Source organism: Pseudomonas sp. PKS, assembly GCF_051913525.1.
In the GTDB taxonomy this organism is placed as follows: Bacteria; Pseudomonadota; Gammaproteobacteria; order Pseudomonadales; family Pseudomonadaceae; genus Aquipseudomonas; species Aquipseudomonas guariconensis_D.
On sequence record NZ_JBEGDO010000032.1, the window covers coordinates 1 to 15972 of the forward strand.

Genomic DNA, 15972 nt, shown 5'->3' on the forward strand with positions numbered 1-15972 from the left:
CTCGACGATCAGAAGGTTAGACAATCGCAGGTGTTTTCACACAGCCTGGGTCGATTGCAGCCATTCACCACAGACCGCTATCGACCCTAAGCTGCCTTTCGCTGAGGGCAGCAAAGGGTAAAAATATGACACAGCGAAACTTCATTTCTACCCGCAGTCTATGCAGACTTTGTTGAAGCCATGCAGGGAATGAAGGCCAACGCTCATCTGTGCTTCCGTTATACGACTTGTATCGAAAAGCGCCAGACTCTAAAATTTGAGATTAGTCACCGATGCGCATATAGCATGGCATAAAGGCGTAGATTCGTGGCTACGCCTAATGCATGGATTAACTAGGGCACAATGTTAACTCCTGACCAGCGCGATCATTTCGATTTCTACTTCAGCCCCCAGGGGCAGAGCTGCGACACCTATTGCAGTACGAGCAGGATACGGCACGGCGAAAAACTCAGCCATAACCGAGTTTACCAGCGCAAAACATGAAAGATCAGTTAAAAAAACGTTCACTTTAATTACGTCTTTCATTTCGGCGTCCGACTCCAAAATCAGCGTCTCGGCATTCTTGAAAGCTTGGCGGATCTGCGCTTCGATACCCGAAACCAGCTGCATGGTGCTGGCATCCAAAGGCAGCTGACCAGAGAGGTACAGCATGTCACCGGCCTTGACGGCATGAGAATATGCGCCGACTGCTCTAGGTGCGTTTACTGACACTAAATGCTTTAGCATAAAACCCTCAGATTGGACATATTTACTATCTTTCATCGTTATATTGAAACTTTGGCATTTCCCAGTGAAAGCGAATAGCCAAAAGCCTGAAAGCAAAACCTCCTAGGAAGGTTAGGAGAATCGCTTGATTATGTGAAAGCCCTAAGTAGTCACAGGCGAAGTAGAACCAAGAAGCAACGAATGCAACACCTGCATAGAGCTCGCGCCTAAACACCAACGGAATATCATTGCAAAAGATATCGCGAAGTACGCCACCAAAAACACCTGTCACAACGCTACTCAAGGAAGCAATTAATAACCCGTGCCCCATATCGAGCGCGGTCTGGCATCCGATCAAAGTAAAGGCGATAAGGCCAACTGCATCCAGAACCAGAAATAGAGATCTCAAGTGCCTCATTAATGGTGCGATCATGACCGTGAAAAGTGCTGCAATACTGGTGAGGACTAGATATTCGGGGTGCTTTACCCAAGTAAGCGGATAATGACCTAATAAGATATCCCGTACCGACCCGCCGCCTAACGCTGTTACACAAGCCACCAGTATTACGCCAAACCAATCCATGCCTCTTCGTCCAGCAGACAACGCCCCTGTCATCGCTTCTGCGGTGATCGCCATTAAATATATGTAAAGAAGCATAGGTAGTACCTGAGTGTTCAGGTGGATAACTTTACCTTGTGACTTCATTCAAAAACATTGCCCATCAATAATCCACGCTTATCACCCTATAAGCACAGGATATTGATTCGTTCTAGGTCGGGGAATAGCCTCTGCCCACCCCTTCGAAACGAATGAAAAAACAATGAAAACCCAACCGTTTAAAAGCCTCGTGCCCGCCATTCAGCGAGCGTCCACCGTCGTCTTTGATAACTTTGCCGACTTTGCAAACCGTCGCGAGCGTCAGCCTGATGGCTTCAGCTACGGCCTGACCGGAACCCCGACGAACCGCGAGCTTGAGCAGGCAATCTCGAAGCTGCATGGCGCAGCACATACCGTGGCATTGCCATCTGGGCAGGCCGCCCTGGTACTCGTCCTGTTGAGCTTCCTGAAGGCCGGCGATCACGTGATCGCACCAGACAACTGCTATGGGCCCACTCGCGAGTTCCTCGCCAACAACATCCGGTCGTTCGGTATCGAGGTCACGTTCCTCCCAGATGGATCGCCACAGGCCATCGAGGACTTCGTCAAACCCAACACCAAGCTGATCCTCGTGGAGTCTCCTGGATCGATCACCATGGAGATGCAGGACGTCCAAGACATCGTGCGGACTGCGAAGAAGCATTCCATCCTCACGCTGATCGATAACTCCTGGGCGAGCCCCCTGAACTTCCAGCCCATTGCGCATGGGGTCGACCTGGTTGTCGAGGCGCTATCGAAGGTGATCAGTGGGCACTCCGACCTCCTGATGGGAAGCGTCACGACCAGCGACACAGAGCTCTACAAGCGCATGCGTCTGCAGCAAGACCTACTGGGCATGTACGTGAGTCCGGATGATTGCTACCTGACCCTGCGGGGCCTGGAGACTTATCCACTGAGGCTCGAGCGTCAGGGCACGAGCACAGTCGCTATCGCCAACTGGCTGGAGTCCCACCCGCTGGTTGAAAAGGTCTACTACCCGGCATTGGAGAGTGCTGAAGATCACCATTTGTACAAAAAACTCTTCAACGGGCCAGGCTCGCTGTTTTCCTTCTCGCTCAAGTCAGACGAGCGTATTGGCAACTTCTTTGATGCCCTTAGCACCTTTGCAATTGGCGCAAGTTGGGGCGGCACGCACAGTCTCGCTGCATATTACCCACAGCAAGTTATGGCTGGCCGGCAGCACAACAAAATCAACACCTCATTGATCCGGCTATCTATCGGCCTGGAACCAGTAGATGTGCTCCTGGAGGATTTGGAAAAGGCACTCAATCAAGCTCAGTAAGCTTCACCAAAAATCGTTGATCATGTGACCACAAAAAGAACAAGAGACGACATAAAATGACCGAAATTACGATGCAGGCGGTAAAACCTGAAATCCGTAAGAAAAGCTTCACGAAAGATGATTTTCTTTGGGTTCTCGGAATCTATGGCTGCGCCGTCGGAGGAGGTTCGTTGTTCTGGCCTATCAGCCTTGGGCTGTCGGGCTTTTGGGCAATGCTAATTCTGACGCTGATCGCATTCCCGATTACCTACTACAGCTATCGAGTGCTTTGCCAGTATATTTCAAGTGGCACCGTAACAGCCGAATCCACCAGCAATATCGTCGACACTACGAGGGAATTGCTTGGGGATCGCGCCGTTAGAGTGCTGAGCATTGCGTACTTCATGATGATTTTCCCATCACTTGTCGTCTACGCAATCACCATGTCGAACACCTTCATCGACTTCTTCAATACTCAGCTCGGTATCCCTGGGTTGAACCGCCCGTTGGTCGTAATCGGAGTCACCTTAACGGCGCTTCTGATCGCTCAAGGCAAAACAACCTTCGTTGTAAAAGCCATCGGGCTCATCGTATTCCCGTTCATTTTCTCCCTCATCTTCTTTGGCCTGATGGGGATTCCTCACTGGAACACTTCGTTCATGGCCACGGCGCATGACTACGGTGGAGTGAGCGGCATCATGGGCTCGGTGTGGTCGTCGTTGCCGATGGTGATCTACGCATTCAGCTTCACGCCAATCGTCTCGAGCTTCGTTGCGCACTACAAGAAGCAGTACGGCTCTGAAGCTCAGCAGCGAATCGGACGTACCTTGCTGATCGCAATCGTTGTGGTCGTGGTGACTGTGGTGTTCTTTGCATGGAGCTGCATTTTCGCCCTCTCGCCACAGGAGCTTCAGGCAGCTCGCAGCGAGAACCTGACAGCCTTGTCCTACATGGCGAGAAAATTCGATAACCCGTGGCTGGCGATCAGCTCCCAGATCATCATCTTCTTCGCAGCCTTGAAGGCGTATCTGGCTCAGTACCTGGCTACCCGAGAAAGCCTGAAGGGCATTGCGAAAAACTACTTCGGCAGCAGCACCGAGTTTGTCGACGGTGGGATGATGAAGGCCATTATCCTGACGCTGGTCTTCGCGATCACCGTGATCCCCGCCATTCCAAACCTCGACATCATCATGTTGATCAAATACTTCATGGTGCCGGTCAGCGTATTTGTGGTGTACTTCCTACCACAGTATGCGTTTTACAAGTCGCCAAAACTCCAACACCTGCGAGGCGGACTGGTTAACTACTTCGTACTGACCATCGGCCTGCTGTGTCTGTTCAACGGCGTACAGAATATCATCAAATACCTACTGCACTAAACCCAGCAAAAGGAAACGGACTTCCTTTTCAATCCAAGACGCTGAATCCAAGTAGATTATCCAAGCGCTTGATATCACCTTCCAATTGAATCCTCAGTAGTCGTATCAGCTCCTTTGCTTCCAAAGATAGCCTCGAATCTTTCCGGAAAATCAACTTTGACGTAAACCGCACTTCTTTATCAAGCAACCTTGCTTCTAGTTTGTCGGGTAGGTAGCTAGACGCCACAATAGGATGCGCCAGGCCGACGCCAACGCCTTGAGCCACCAGTTCACAAACCGTCAGGGCATAGGGGGTTTGTACGGCGATATCCAATTGCTTTGCCGCAGCGCCCATGTGTGCTTCAAGCTCTATGCGCGTGTGATCCTCAGCGTTCATGGCCACAAATGGGTACTTTAGCAAATCAGATGTCGTTAGCTCCTTAACGTGTCCACCTATAAGGCCAGGTGGTGAAACAATTAATCCTCTAGCACTGCAGAAGTTGTACTGCTCACAATCTTTAGTTTCGATTTCGTTTGCAATTATGCCGAAGTCAATCTCACCAGAGTGTACCCGTTGGTAAGCGCTGGCTGAGCTGCATACCTCAAAGAACACCGGCACATCAAACTTCTGACGAAAGCGTGCAATGGCCATTGGAGCCAGGAAATTTCCATACGCGGGATGCACTGCAAGTCGCAAACTCGACTTCACACTGCTTTTCAGCGACCGAAGCTTGTGATCAAGCATCGCCAAACCGTTGAAAAAAGTCTCAACCTCTTCCATCAAGGCATGTGCTTCACGTGTAGGAACCAAGCGCCCGCGATTACGCTCAAACAATACAACGTCGTATTTACTTTCCAGTTTCTTGATCTGCTGACTTACAGCAGGCTGGGTAATCTCCAGCATTTTTGAAGCCATGCTTGTGCTTCCGGTAAGCATTACGGCACGAAAAACCTCAAGCTCTCGATACATGTTGATTTTCATCGCTCACTCCTTTAAGAGGCGATTACAGTAACCACTGAATGCATGACAGGGTTGGCGGTTCTATAATGGGAAACATATTAAACTCAAGTAGCTATCAACTTGTCAGTAGCATGGCTGATTTTAGGTGAAAAGTAGTTACTGGGGTTAGTGAAATATTTTCGTACTGATAAATTTCGGCTCCCTGAGCACATAAAAACCTAGTTCGACTGCTAGTCAAAAGTGGTGATGTCCGTCAAGTGAGCGATGGATATTGATTAGGCGTCAAGCATACGGAAGGTTACACACCTCCACCGTCCGTTATGGGGCGAATTCTGGCAGTGCTGAACGGCTGCAATGGGTCGATCTCTGCCGGTCAAAGAGGCCCGATGTTCTGATCAACCCGATGCAAACGACTGGTCAAGTTCATGCAATTACACAGGCAGGCCGGTATGTGATTTGAAATGGTTGGGATGGTGCTCGGAGCGACTATTCGCGAAGCTCAATTTCCCATTGTCCCGTACAGGTGCACTCAGGGTAGGTCTCTACCCATTTACCATCCATGAGCCCTTCTTCAGGCTTGCTAAGGGTTGCTATACCGTTGAATGCATTTACCTCGGGCCAGTAGCCAAGTTGGTACTCCTCACCAACAAGATTTCCTTTGTAAGTCTGTGGTTTTCCATCTCGGACATATTCGACCACTACAGCGTTATCACGAAATATCACGATGCACGATTGCTCCTCGTGACCGCGGTAATCATCATAGTAGGTGGTCATGATAGAGTTTCCATAACGCATAGGTAATAGCTTCCTGTTGTTGATAAATAGCCGTTCATACTGTTGATGCCAATGCGCAACCTTTAGAGTAGCTGGTTTCATCCTATTGAGCTATACCGGTACTAGTAGTTAACTTTTTGTTTCCCCGGTGTTCGGCAGCTGATAAAGTGGGATAGGTTGTTGTTTTCTCGCCTCATTAAGGGAGTGTCTTATGTCTCGTTTAGCAGAATTTCGTCAGCTAGAGCAGCAGCTAGCTGCACAGTTGGCAGAGCTGGAGTCGCTGAAGAATGATGCAGGGCTGAAGCGCGAGATTGAGTTCGAGCAGAAGCTCCGAGCGCTCCTGGACGAATATGGGGTTGGGCTGAGGCAAGTGATCGGTATTCTGGATCCTACAGCTCCAGTCCGCCCTGTTGCCCTGCCAGCGGCTAGCCGTAGACCCCGTGCGGTCAAGGTCTTCAAAAATCCACACACTGGTGAGGTCATTGAAACCAAAGGCGGTAATCACAAAGGTCTCAAAGAATGGAGAGATCAATACGGTGTCGATGCCGTTGCGTCTTGGCTCCAGTGATATCAAAAGCCCGTCAGAATGACGGGCTTTTTTGTCTCCTACGGTTCGGGCCCATACATTCCCCCAGTCGCAACGGTAACGAGAAACTCACGAGCTAGTTCGGGGGTAGGTCGACCACCGAGTGCACCAGGTACGCCATAGGGATTGTCCATCCAGGTGTACCCGTCAGATCGGTCATATTGCAGAAAGTGACCCTCGATCCTGATCGACTCTCCAGTCAAAAGATGTGCGGCCAATTCTCCAGGTGTCGGAAGACCCATCTCCTCCCACGCTTCACGAGCAATACAATCCTGCGCCTGTAGCTCGCGCTCTTTCTGTTTTCGCCGAGCTGCTTCTTCAGCTTCCCACTCTTCAAACTCGGCCATCCAATAATCGTAGGTTTCTCGGTATTCCTGTGCGAGTTCGGGCACGTCAGAAAGAATCATTGGAATGGTTGCGCCATAGTGTTGTGAGGACTCAACAGTGTGGGCCTCGTTCCCAGCCAATTGACAAACTAGGGCTAGCGATTGCTCATGGGCGGCTTGGGCTTGGGTGAGGAACCCTAGGGTTTCCAAGTAGCGTTTTTCCATCCAATGCAGTCGTGCTGATAACGCGCATTCAAACGCTTCGTTCACTGCACTGGCTCCCCCTGAGATCCGGCCTGGGCGGCCAGGCCATCCATTGCGGACAGTAGCGTCACCTCATCCACTGCTCCCTCCAGGCGCATAGAGTGTCCTGTGAGGGTGTCAGTGATCTCCAGGGTGGGGGTGGCGACAATGCCCCGGTGCTGTGCATCCGACCGCTGTTGGAACACCTGAAAGGCTCTGAAATCGCCAAATATGCGACGGCTTACAACCAGCAGGTTCATCGTCAGGCAAAGGAGCGTCTGGAGCGTGGACTCGAAGTACTTCAGGAGCAAGGAAAATACCTTGATCTTGACGCTGATACAGTCCTGGCAGACCTGCGCAAGATTGCCGACGGCAATCTTTCCAGCTCGGCAGAGCTCGACCCGCGAGTTGTGCAGTTCCTCAATGCAGAATTCTCACCGGCAGGCTTGAGGGATACACTGTTCGAGCCAGAGGGCTGGGAGCAATACGCTGCACTGGCGATTGATCTGTTGTTCCCATTACCTTCAGCTAAAACTGCCGCAGTTAGGCGTATTGCTGATAAGATTTCCGGAGAGGCTCTCGAAGCACTCGAGGCTAAATTTGGTGCTGATTTGCTGGCGGGAGGTGCAAAAGGCGCGTCCAGTACGGCTTCATCCAGTGAGGCGATTTGGTCGTCGACTAAAAGCAAGTCGGCAGTTGAAAATGCTCTGGGACATTGGAATAAACACAAAAGTGAATTTCCAGAAATTCAAAATGCAAAGCAATATGCAGAGAAAGCTAAGAGCTTCTTAACAAATCCACCTCAGGGAACTCTGACAAAGACCAATGCGCGAGGGGACACCCTTAGATATGACCCTGGTACAAATACATTTGGTGTTTTAGGGCAAGATGGTGCGCCTAGAACGATGTTTCGTCCTACTGATGGAATTAACTACTGGAATCGGCAATAGGAGATTAAGCAGTGAGATACCCTTGCCCTTGTTGTGAATTTTTGACGTTTGATGAGAGTCCTCCAGGAACTTTTGAGATTTGCCCTGTTTGTGGGTGGGAAGATGACGATGCACAATTCCGTGATCCGACTTACGATGGGGGGGCGAATTCCGTCAGCCTTGAGCAGGCCAGAATTAATTTCGTTACGATCGGTGCTGTCGACAAAAAATTCTTGGACTCTGTCCGTGAGCCATTTGTGGAAGAGATTCCGGACTAACTCGGTGCAAAAGCGACAGGTTATGACTCATAAATAGCTTAATAGTCGCTCTCGTTGTAGGAACAGGAGATATCCTGTGGGCATCGGGAAACCATAGGCCCAGCCCTGGACGTTGTGGTTGCCGATCTTGATCTCAGCTCGGCATACGGGTTGTACGCTGACTAAAGTCCAGCCATCTGCGCCCAACGGAGCCATAACGCCCTGGATCAGGTTGCCCTCGAGTAGAGCGGTTAAGTCCGGTTCTAGAATCGGGTCGTCCGCCCCGAAAAAACCGGCACCCTTCCGGTTGCTCTTGAAGGGGATGGCCACGTGTTCAATGCGATGTTCATAACGCTTGTTCATCTGGAGCCTCCGGAGGAGGGTGTGGTCGTCTTTGGAGCCCCGGTGTCTTTGCGCAAGGCGGCGACATAGTGCTCCATCAGCGAAAGCACCAAGCTGTTGATGACCAGGATCCTCATGGCCCGAGTGACCGACACATAGAGCAGGTTCAGCTCGTCATCGCGCCGAGAGATATCGATATCCGGGGCAAGTAGATCGGCGGTGAAGTCTTCATAGAGTGAAACGAAGTCCCACTCCAGGCCCTTCGATTTATGCGCCGAGGTGAGCGTGATGGTGGCGTCGAGCTCTTTCTCTGACGTACAGGATCGCAACGCAAGGACCCGTTGTGGAAGGTCTGGGTAGGCCGTGATGATCTTGATCGATCGGAGCATCTCGCTGTCTTGGCTGACCTCGGCAATTTCGACGTATTGGCTGTAATTGCGATAATCGCGAAGCAGTTTTTTGTTCTGCACCAGGTCCTGGCGCTCTCGACTGAAGTAGAACAAGTCCTCGAGGGCGCGAAGCGAATAGCTGTTGATGCCGCCTACCCAATAGATTTTTGGCTTTTCAGCCACCAGGCTCAGTGCATTTTCGATCACGCCGATCACGGTTCGGTGAATGTAGGTCCGATGGGGGAGGCCTTCTGGCAGAGCCTTTTTGACCTGTGTCACTTCTCCCAGGCCCTGGAGCTTGCGAGTCTCGCCTTTGAAGGACAGGATGATGTTCGCCACATGAGCAACCGCAGGGCCAAATCGGAAGCTTTGTGTCAGGTAGTGAGCCTCGGCATCTGCCATCCAAGGCGCGCTAAGCGCGTCTTCAGCACCGCGGAAACGGTAGATCTGCTGGTGGCAGTCACCGACAGCAACCTTTCGAATGCGTTGAATGGACACGATGTCAGCAATGACGGGGTTTACATCCTGGGCTTCGTCCAGCAGCACGCAGTCGAAGCGTTGGCTCAGGTCGGGTTTGCTCAGCTGGTACAGTTTCAGATAGCCGTCGTGGGTGATCTGCACAGCCGAGTCCTGCAGGTCGGTCATGCGGTTCCAAATGTGCTGCGCGTCAGCAAGTCCACGCTTTAGATACTGCTCCTGAGCAGTCGTCAGCCAGGGGCGATCACGGAATCTTGGGAAATGATTTCGTCCAATGTGATCGTCTGCACTGGCCATGTAGTTGTTGACAGTGCTGACCACATCCCTGACCAGTTCCCAGTCCTGAGAATTGAGTGCACGGGCAACGTCCGTCAAGCGCAGGTTCTCCGTCTGCTTATGACTGAATTGCGTGCCATACACGGCGTAAGCCAATCCATGAGCAGTCTTGTTCACCACATTCCTGGGAAAGCGGCCTTTGGCTGCGATCTCAACCGATTTGTTGTAGCAGAGGTAGAGGATCCTGAGGTTCGAGTGTTGTTGCGCGTATCCCACCAGCGTGGTGGTTTTACCGCTGCCAGCCCCGGCCTGGATCAGCAGCTTCTCAGCATTTGAACGAATAATGGGGAGTTGCTCTTGGGTCCATTGCATGACGCTTCCTCACAGGTATTTCTTGAAGGTGCCGGCAGTGATGCTCACCGCGATGCCCAATAGGGCCGCGCAGGGGAGCAGAACCAGCATCGGGCTGATGCTGATCGGGAGGGCCAGGTAGAACGTCCAGGGAAAGATGGCCAACGGTATGATGGTTCCGCGTGCCTTGTGGTAGAGGTAGCTGGATTCCCGACCCGCTCCGAACCTCCGCAGGTCACGGCGAACCAGGCCATCGACCAAGCCAGTGAACGCGGCCAGGGCGAACAGCGGAATGGTCAAGGCAAGGACTACCAGGCGCACGCAGAAAATCAGAACGGTGAACAGGGCCGCCAGGGCGTAGTTCTGGATGGTCGTCACACTCTGCGCCGCCAGATAGCGCACATCCAGCTCGCCCCGGGGGCTTGCATTAGCCACATTTTCCATGCCCTGGACCCAGCTGAGCATCCCTGTTTTTACCACCAGCCAGCTGTAGGCCTCGGTGACCAACCAGGTGGCGGTACTTTGGTGCGGATTTGCTGGCGGGAGGGGTAAAAAGAACTACAATTGATGCAGGCTCGATTTTTAGTCAAAATCGTAAACTCTGGTCTAAAGATTCAGTTCAATTCAGTGGAAATAAAGTATATCAGAGGGATGACCTTATTAATGTTGACCTTGTTGACGCTAGGGGGCGAACTAACCTAGAGCGTATGCAAAAAGGTCTTGCGCCTATAGGTCCAGATGGTAAGTCGATGAATTTGCATCATACAACTCAAATGCAGAATGGGCCGATTGCGGAGATGACGGAAACTTTCCATAAAGACAATCATAAGACTATTCATATTAATCCTTCAGCCATTCCGTCGGGCATAAATCGGGTGGAGATTGATAAGTGGCGCAGCTCCTATTGGAAGGCGCGCGCCAAAGACCTTATTTAAGGTGATATATGGCTTTGAATGATGTTTTGAAAGGTTTAGAGTTGGCGGTTGGGCACGGGTGCCAAGTTGACTTTGAAGGGAAAAAGCCGGCAAGTCTAGTTGAGGCGGCAGAAAAATCTCTTGGAATTATTTTTCCTCCGAGTTATAGAGAGTTTTTGCTCTCTCTTGGGTGCGGAGATGCGGCAGGTCAGGAGTTTTATGGGATTATAGGTTCCGATTTTATTAATTCTGGAATTCCGGATGCCATCTGGTTGACGCTTCGTGAGCGAGTAGAGTCCAAGCTTCCATCTCGTCTAATTATTGTAGGGGCTCAAGGGGACGGTGCATATTACGCCTTAGACTCTGGACGAGCTACGGAAGATAATGAATGGCCGGTAATTGTCTGGTGGCCAGGTGCATCAGAAGAAAAAAATATTGATGAGTCTGAAGTGCTGGCAAAAAACTTTGGGACCTTCTTCTTGGATAGGATCAAGGCAGCATTGTAGCTGTAGCTGTAGCTGTAGCTGTAGCTGTAGCTGTGCAGGGCCGTATACTTATCGGGACTCAGGGGGCTCCTGAATCGCCCCTGGTTTCCTAGACACTCTCCAAGCTCAGAAAATAGCGTTTCTTATACTCTACTGGCGACAGCTGCATAGCACTGCTGTGTCGGCGTTTAGGGTTATAGAGCATCTCGATGTAATCGAAAATATCACTTCGGGCTTCGTCACGCGTTGCGTAGATCTTTCGTCGGATTCGCTCCCGCTTCAAAAGCTGGAAAAAGCTCTCGGCTACGGCATTGTCGTGGCAGTTTCCCCGTCGGCTCATGCTGTTAATCACATTGTTGGCCTTAAGGAAGCTTTGCCAATCGGAGCTACTGAACTGACTGCCTTGGACCATATGGAAACACTGGCCAGTACATTCTTACTGTCTGAGTGAATCATCACTTGCTGCTATGGCTTGCGTCGCCAAACGGCCATCAACATCGCGTCGATAGCAAGGTCGCTGCACATCCTTGGCTTCATTGACCAACCAATGACTTGGCGGGAAAACAGATCCAGCACTACCGCCAGATAAAGCCATCCTTCATAGGTGCGGATGTAAGTGATATCTGTCACCCAGACCTTGTTCGGCTCGCTGACCTTGAACTGCCGCGCAAGGTGGTTGGGAGATGCCACTGTTGGCTTTCCGCCATAAAACCCAGGACGACGGCGATAGCCCGTTTGCGAACGTACCCCCTCTGCCTGTATCAATCGACCGACTCGATTTCGCCCGCATGTCTCTCCCAGCTCACGCAGGTCATCGTGAATTTTGCGGTAGCCGTACACACCTCGCCGCCCCGTGGTGGTTCGATCGAAGTCTCCTATACTCAGATCCAATCGCTCCGCCCCCCTGCGCCGAGGGCCTCTGGATGAATGTGATCGACTACTTTGATCGCGCCCGAATCATCAACATCCCTTCTCGAAATGATCGCCGCATGGAAACCGTGCAAGAGTTCGCCCGTCACGGTTTCAGCATGGATTTTGAAAAAATAGGCTTTTTCGACGCGGTTACACCCAGCGAGGGGGAGGGTTTCCCAAGTGCCGGGGCGAGGGGGTGCTTTCTGAGTCACCTGGGAATACTGGAAGACGCCATCCGATCAAAAGTGAACAACATCCTCATCCTGGAGGACGATATCCAGTTTTCCAGGCGCATTGCCCAGTACGGCAAACAAGCGATCGAGTCCCTGCAGGGGATGGAGTGGGACATCGTCTACTTTGGGCATCCGTTCGAGGGGGAAGCCAATGTGCCGGGCTGGCAGGTGGTCGATCGTCCCATCCACCTGTCTCACTTCTATGCAGTGAACGGCCAGTGCATCGAGCGGTTGAGGGACTTTTTGTCCCAGATCCTGCAGCGGCCGCCGGGTCACCCCGACGGCGGGCCTATGCATTACGACGCAGCCCTTAACACGCTGATCCATACAAACAAGGACCTGCGGGCGTTCTACTTCACCCGGAACCTTGGCTATCAACGACCTTCGCGCACCGATCTGCATGAGCTGTCCTTCCTGGATAGAAGTCGGCTCTTGCGTCCGGTGATGAACAATCTGCGCAGGTTCAAGGCAACCCTGCTCAGAAGAACGCGTTAGTCAGCTGGCGAAACGCGCTCGGTTTCATTTGTTCAGGCGTCGGGCATCGAAGGCGTCGATGGCCTGGTATGTGGTATAGGTCGCCTGGGCGGCCACGAGGCCAGCGAGGCCGAAGGTGCGGGTCAGGCCGAACTGCCCGAAGCCCTCCGGCACAGGCAGCCTGCGTGCAATGGCGTCGGCGAGTACTTCGCCGGCAACCGTCGTTGGCGCCATGCCGTGGCCACCGAAGCCGACCGCGTGCCAGATGCCATTGTCATCCTGGCCGATCTGGGCCATCTGGTGGCGTCCATAGCTCATCAGGCCGCCCCAGGAATATTCGATCTCCACATCCTCGAGCTGAGGGTAGACCGTGACCAGGTCCGCCTTGAGCAGCTTGGCGATGGCCTCGGGCCCGCGATCGAGGATGGAGATGCGCCCGCCCCACAGGATGCGGGTGTCTTGCAGGGGGCGGTAGTAATCGAATGCAAAGCGGGTGTCATAGACAGCCGATTCGCAGGCAATGGCGTCCTTCAGTCGCGCCCCCAGGGGTTGGGTGGCAACCACGTAGGTGGCAATCGGCAGTACCGCGCGTTCGACGGGGCGATAGACGCCTCGTGCGTAGCCGCCGCCTGAGAACACGACTTCTTCTGCATGCACTTCACCGCCTGCGGTCCGCACCACGTACTTGCCTGAGCGCTTTTCAATGCCGAGCACGGGGGAGTGTTCGAACAGGCGCGCGCCGAGGTCGGTGATGGTGCGTGCCACGCCGCACACATACTTCAGAGGGTGAAAGTGGAACGCGTTGCGCTCCAGCAGACCACCGTAATAGCGGTCGGTGTTGAGCATTTCCTTGAGTTTGCCGGCGGAAATGCATTCCCATTCAACCCCGTAGGCCTGCTTCATCAATTGGCGCGGTTTTTCCAGGCGGGCCGGATCGTTGAACCAGTTGGCGAGGATCACGCCTTTGTCGACCAGGTCGCAGTTGATGGCGTATTGGCGGGCACGCGTGCGGATCAGGTCGACGGCGTTGACTGTCAGCTGGTACAGCCTGCGTGCTTCGGTGGCGCCCAAGGTGGACAGCAGGTCCGCGTTGCCCAGGCTGTAGCCGCCGAATACAAACCCCCCGTTGCGCCCTGAGGCGCCGTGCCCTACCTGCTGCGACTCCAGCACCACCACGTCAGTGACGCCGCGTTCGGCAAGCCCCAGGGCGGTGGAAAGGCCGGCAAGGCCGCCGCCGAGGATGCACACCCGGGTATCGGTGCGGCCCGAGTGGACGGGGTACGAAGCGCGTGCGACGGAGGCTTCGTAGAAGGATTTGCTGAAATCGGTGCTCATCGGTGGTCCTACGCGGTAGTGGGCATTCGCTCAAGGCAGCAGGGCGCCGGGCAAGTGCTCGGCGCCTTGGTGGTTCAGGCCGAGACCTGTTGGCCTAGCGCAACGCCATCCGGGTTGCTCTGGGCTTTTCGTTCGTCGTGCTTGCGTCTGGTTTCGATCACGCTGAAATCCATTTCCCGGTAGCGGACAATGCGCGATCGGGTGATCAGCTTGTGGCCGTACCACATCACCACGAACAACACCAAGCCAATGTAGGTTGCCGCCGCACCTACCCAGTCGATGCGATCGCCGATGAAGGCCTGGTAGTTCTGGCCCAGCATGACGACCATGCACAGGGCGAAGGCAAAGAAAGGCCCGAACGGGAAGAACTTCGAAACGTACGGCAGCTTGTCGAGGCTGTTGCCCAGCAGCTTGTAGCCGCGTCGGAAGCGGTAGTGGCTGATGGCGATGCCCAGCCAGGCAATGAACCCGAGCATCCCGGAGGTGTTCAGCAGCCATAGGTAGAGCTTGCCGGGGCTGAACAGGAAGCTCAGCAGGCACAGTCCGGCCACCACAGTGGTGGCGAGCAACGCCCATACCGGTGTGCCCGAGCGGGTGAGCTTGGCGAACAGTGCCGGAGCCTTGCGCTCGACAGCCAGGCTGTAGAGCATGCGCGACGAGGCGTACATCCCCGAGTTGCCGGCCGACAGCACGGATGTGAGGATGACGGCATTCATGAGGGCGGCAGCAGCCAGCATGTCGGCTTTTTCGAAGATCAAGGTGAACGGGCTGATGGTGATGTCCGACAGTCCGTCTTTGAGCAGGCGCGGATCGGTGTAGGGGATCAGCAGGCCGATCACGATAATGGTGCAGACGTAGAACAGCAGGATGCGCCAGAAGATCTGGCGGACGGCCTTGGGAATGTTGCGCCCAGGGTTTTCGGTTTCCCCGGCTGCGATGCCGACGAACTCAGTCCCCTGGAACGAGAAGCCGACGATCATGGCCACGCCGATCAGTGCAGGCAGGCCGCCGGCGATCGGGCCATCGCCGATCTGCCACAGGTGCGCGCCGCCGTCCTGGCCACCATCGAGGATGCCCAGCAGCATTAGCACGCCGGTGATGATGAAGGCGATGATCGTGACGACCTTGATCAGGGCGAACCAGAATTCCGTCTCGCCGAAAAAGCGTACGGAGGCGACGTTCAAGGCAAAGAGCAGGCCCAGGAACAGGGCGCTCCAGATCACCCCGGGCGTGTCGGGGAACCAGTAGGACATGATGATCTGCACGGCCACCAAGTCGACCGCAATGGTCACGGCCCAGGAGTACCAGTAGTTCCAGCCCAGGGCAAAACCGAAGCTTTCGTCGACGTATCGCGAGGCATAGGTCGCGAACGAGCCGCTGACCGGCATGCAGGCGGCGAGCTCGCCCAGGCTGGTCATCAGGAAGTAGACCATCAAGCCGATGATCGCGAAGGAGAGCAGTGCGCCGCCGGGGCCGGATTGCGCAATGGTGGCGCCTGAGGAAACGAAGAGCCCGGTGCCGATGGAGCCGCCAATGGCAATCATGTTCAGGTGGCGGCTGTTCAGGGTTCTCTTCAGGTGGCCGGAGGTGTTGCTGGTGGTAGCCGAACTCGCGTTTTTATTGGAATGGGTCATGGGCAACCTTTTGACCTGCGTACATTTTTGGATTTGTTGTTGTTTTCCTGGCGGTGCCTGTGATCGAGGGTGGCCAGGCAGCAAGGCCCAAT

General features: G+C 53.7%; 17 protein-coding genes and 2 pseudogenes. 8 read left to right on the plus strand and 11 right to left on the minus strand.

Annotation, left to right across the window (positions count from 1 at the left end):
* Positions 1-345: 345 nt before the first annotated feature.
* Together ABOA88_RS22505 and ABOA88_RS22510 are read right to left on the minus strand one after the other, a co-directional pair.
* The gene (locus ABOA88_RS22505) at positions 346-726 is read right to left on the minus strand and encodes a RidA family protein (protein WP_367852160.1); all 381 of its coding nucleotides are present in this window, start codon (positions 724-726) and stop codon (positions 346-348) included.
* 25 nt (positions 727-751) lie between these two features.
* Entirely contained in the window at positions 752-1363 is a 612-nt protein-coding gene (locus ABOA88_RS22510; protein WP_367852161.1) for a trimeric intracellular cation channel family protein, read from the minus strand.
* A gap of 163 nt (positions 1364-1526) precedes the next feature.
* Between ABOA88_RS22510 and ABOA88_RS22515 the strand changes: the two genes are divergently transcribed.
* On the plus strand, positions 1527-2645 hold the full coding sequence (locus tag ABOA88_RS22515; RefSeq protein WP_367852134.1) for a trans-sulfuration enzyme family protein: 1119 nt from the start codon (positions 1527-1529) through the stop codon (positions 2643-2645).
* A 56-nt stretch (positions 2646-2701) separates the two neighbouring features.
* Positions 2702-4003 (plus strand): hypothetical protein, encoded by a 1302-nt coding sequence (locus ABOA88_RS22520; RefSeq protein ID WP_367852135.1) that lies wholly within the window; start codon positions 2702-2704, stop codon positions 4001-4003.
* A 28-nt stretch (positions 4004-4031) separates the two neighbouring features.
* Here the strand turns inward: ABOA88_RS22520 and ABOA88_RS22525 are convergent, their stop codons facing one another.
* Positions 4032-4964 (minus strand): LysR family transcriptional regulator, encoded by a 933-nt coding sequence (locus ABOA88_RS22525; RefSeq protein ID WP_367852136.1) that lies wholly within the window; start codon positions 4962-4964, stop codon positions 4032-4034.
* Positions 4965-5429: 465 nt separating this feature from the next.
* Positions 5430-5717, minus strand: a complete 288-nt coding sequence (locus tag ABOA88_RS22530; RefSeq protein ID WP_367852137.1) for a hypothetical protein — start codon at positions 5715-5717, stop codon at positions 5430-5432.
* Between the two features lie 211 nt (positions 5718-5928).
* Between ABOA88_RS22530 and ABOA88_RS22535 the strand changes: the two genes are divergently transcribed.
* The gene (locus ABOA88_RS22535) at positions 5929-6285 is read left to right on the plus strand and encodes a histone-like nucleoid-structuring protein, MvaT/MvaU family (protein WP_367852138.1); all 357 of its coding nucleotides are present in this window, start codon (positions 5929-5931) and stop codon (positions 6283-6285) included.
* 38 nt (positions 6286-6323) lie between these two features.
* Here the strand turns inward: ABOA88_RS22535 and ABOA88_RS22540 are convergent, their stop codons facing one another.
* On the minus strand, positions 6324-6899 hold the full coding sequence (locus ABOA88_RS22540; protein WP_367852139.1) for a hypothetical protein: 576 nt from the start codon (positions 6897-6899) through the stop codon (positions 6324-6326).
* Positions 6900-7069: 170 nt separating this feature from the next.
* On the opposite strand from ABOA88_RS22540, the gene ABOA88_RS22545 reads away from it, so the two are divergent.
* Positions 7070-7822, plus strand: a complete 753-nt coding sequence (locus ABOA88_RS22545) for a hypothetical protein (RefSeq protein ID WP_367852140.1) — start codon at positions 7070-7072, stop codon at positions 7820-7822.
* An 11-nt stretch (positions 7823-7833) separates the two neighbouring features.
* Positions 7834-8079 (plus strand): CPCC family cysteine-rich protein, encoded by a 246-nt coding sequence (locus tag ABOA88_RS22550; RefSeq protein WP_367852141.1) that lies wholly within the window; start codon positions 7834-7836, stop codon positions 8077-8079.
* A 27-nt stretch (positions 8080-8106) separates the two neighbouring features.
* Here the strand turns inward: ABOA88_RS22550 and ABOA88_RS22555 are convergent, their stop codons facing one another.
* The 3 genes and pseudogenes from ABOA88_RS22555 to ABOA88_RS22565 all read right to left on the minus strand — a co-directional run.
* Positions 8107-8421 carry a hypothetical protein gene (locus ABOA88_RS22555; RefSeq protein ID WP_367852142.1) on the minus strand — a complete coding sequence of 105 codons (315 nt, stop codon included), beginning with the start codon at positions 8419-8421 and terminating at the stop codon, positions 8107-8109.
* Positions 8418-9914 carry a UvrD-helicase domain-containing protein gene (locus tag ABOA88_RS22560; protein ID WP_367852143.1) on the minus strand — a complete coding sequence of 499 codons (1497 nt, stop codon included), beginning with the start codon at positions 9912-9914 and terminating at the stop codon, positions 8418-8420. Before ABOA88_RS22560 ends, ABOA88_RS22555 begins: the two co-directional genes overlap by 4 nt.
* A gap of 9 nt (positions 9915-9923) precedes the next feature.
* Positions 9924-10412, minus strand: a pseudogene (locus tag ABOA88_RS22565) (TIGR03747 family integrating conjugative element membrane protein); the annotation flags it as partial.
* A gap of 14 nt (positions 10413-10426) precedes the next feature.
* Here ABOA88_RS22565 and ABOA88_RS22570 point away from each other — a divergent pair.
* Positions 10427-10828 carry an HNH/ENDO VII family nuclease gene (locus ABOA88_RS22570; RefSeq protein ID WP_367852144.1) on the plus strand — a complete coding sequence of 134 codons (402 nt, stop codon included), beginning with the start codon at positions 10427-10429 and terminating at the stop codon, positions 10826-10828.
* 8 nt (positions 10829-10836) lie between these two features.
* Positions 10837-11313, plus strand: coding sequence for an SMI1/KNR4 family protein (locus tag ABOA88_RS22575; protein WP_367852145.1), 477 nt, complete (start codon positions 10837-10839; stop codon positions 11311-11313).
* 88 nt (positions 11314-11401) lie between these two features.
* On the opposite strand, the pseudogene ABOA88_RS22580 reads toward ABOA88_RS22575, so the two are convergent.
* Positions 11402-12135, minus strand: a pseudogene (locus ABOA88_RS22580) (IS3 family transposase); the annotation flags it as partial.
* A gap of 80 nt (positions 12136-12215) precedes the next feature.
* On the opposite strand from ABOA88_RS22580, the gene ABOA88_RS22585 reads away from it, so the two are divergent.
* A complete protein-coding gene (locus tag ABOA88_RS22585) occupies positions 12216-12932 on the plus strand; it encodes a glycosyltransferase family 25 protein (RefSeq protein WP_196167518.1) in 717 nt (238 codons plus the stop codon).
* Between the two features lie 24 nt (positions 12933-12956).
* Here ABOA88_RS22585 and ABOA88_RS22590 read toward each other — a convergent pair whose 3' ends face one another.
* Complete coding sequence (locus ABOA88_RS22590) at positions 12957-14246, minus strand: NAD(P)/FAD-dependent oxidoreductase (protein ID WP_367852146.1); 1290 nt, start codon at positions 14244-14246, stop codon at positions 12957-12959.
* Between the two features lie 74 nt (positions 14247-14320).
* Positions 14321-15880 carry an amino acid permease gene (locus ABOA88_RS22595; RefSeq protein WP_367852147.1) on the minus strand — a complete coding sequence of 520 codons (1560 nt, stop codon included), beginning with the start codon at positions 15878-15880 and terminating at the stop codon, positions 14321-14323.
* Positions 15881-15972 lie beyond the last annotated feature (92 nt).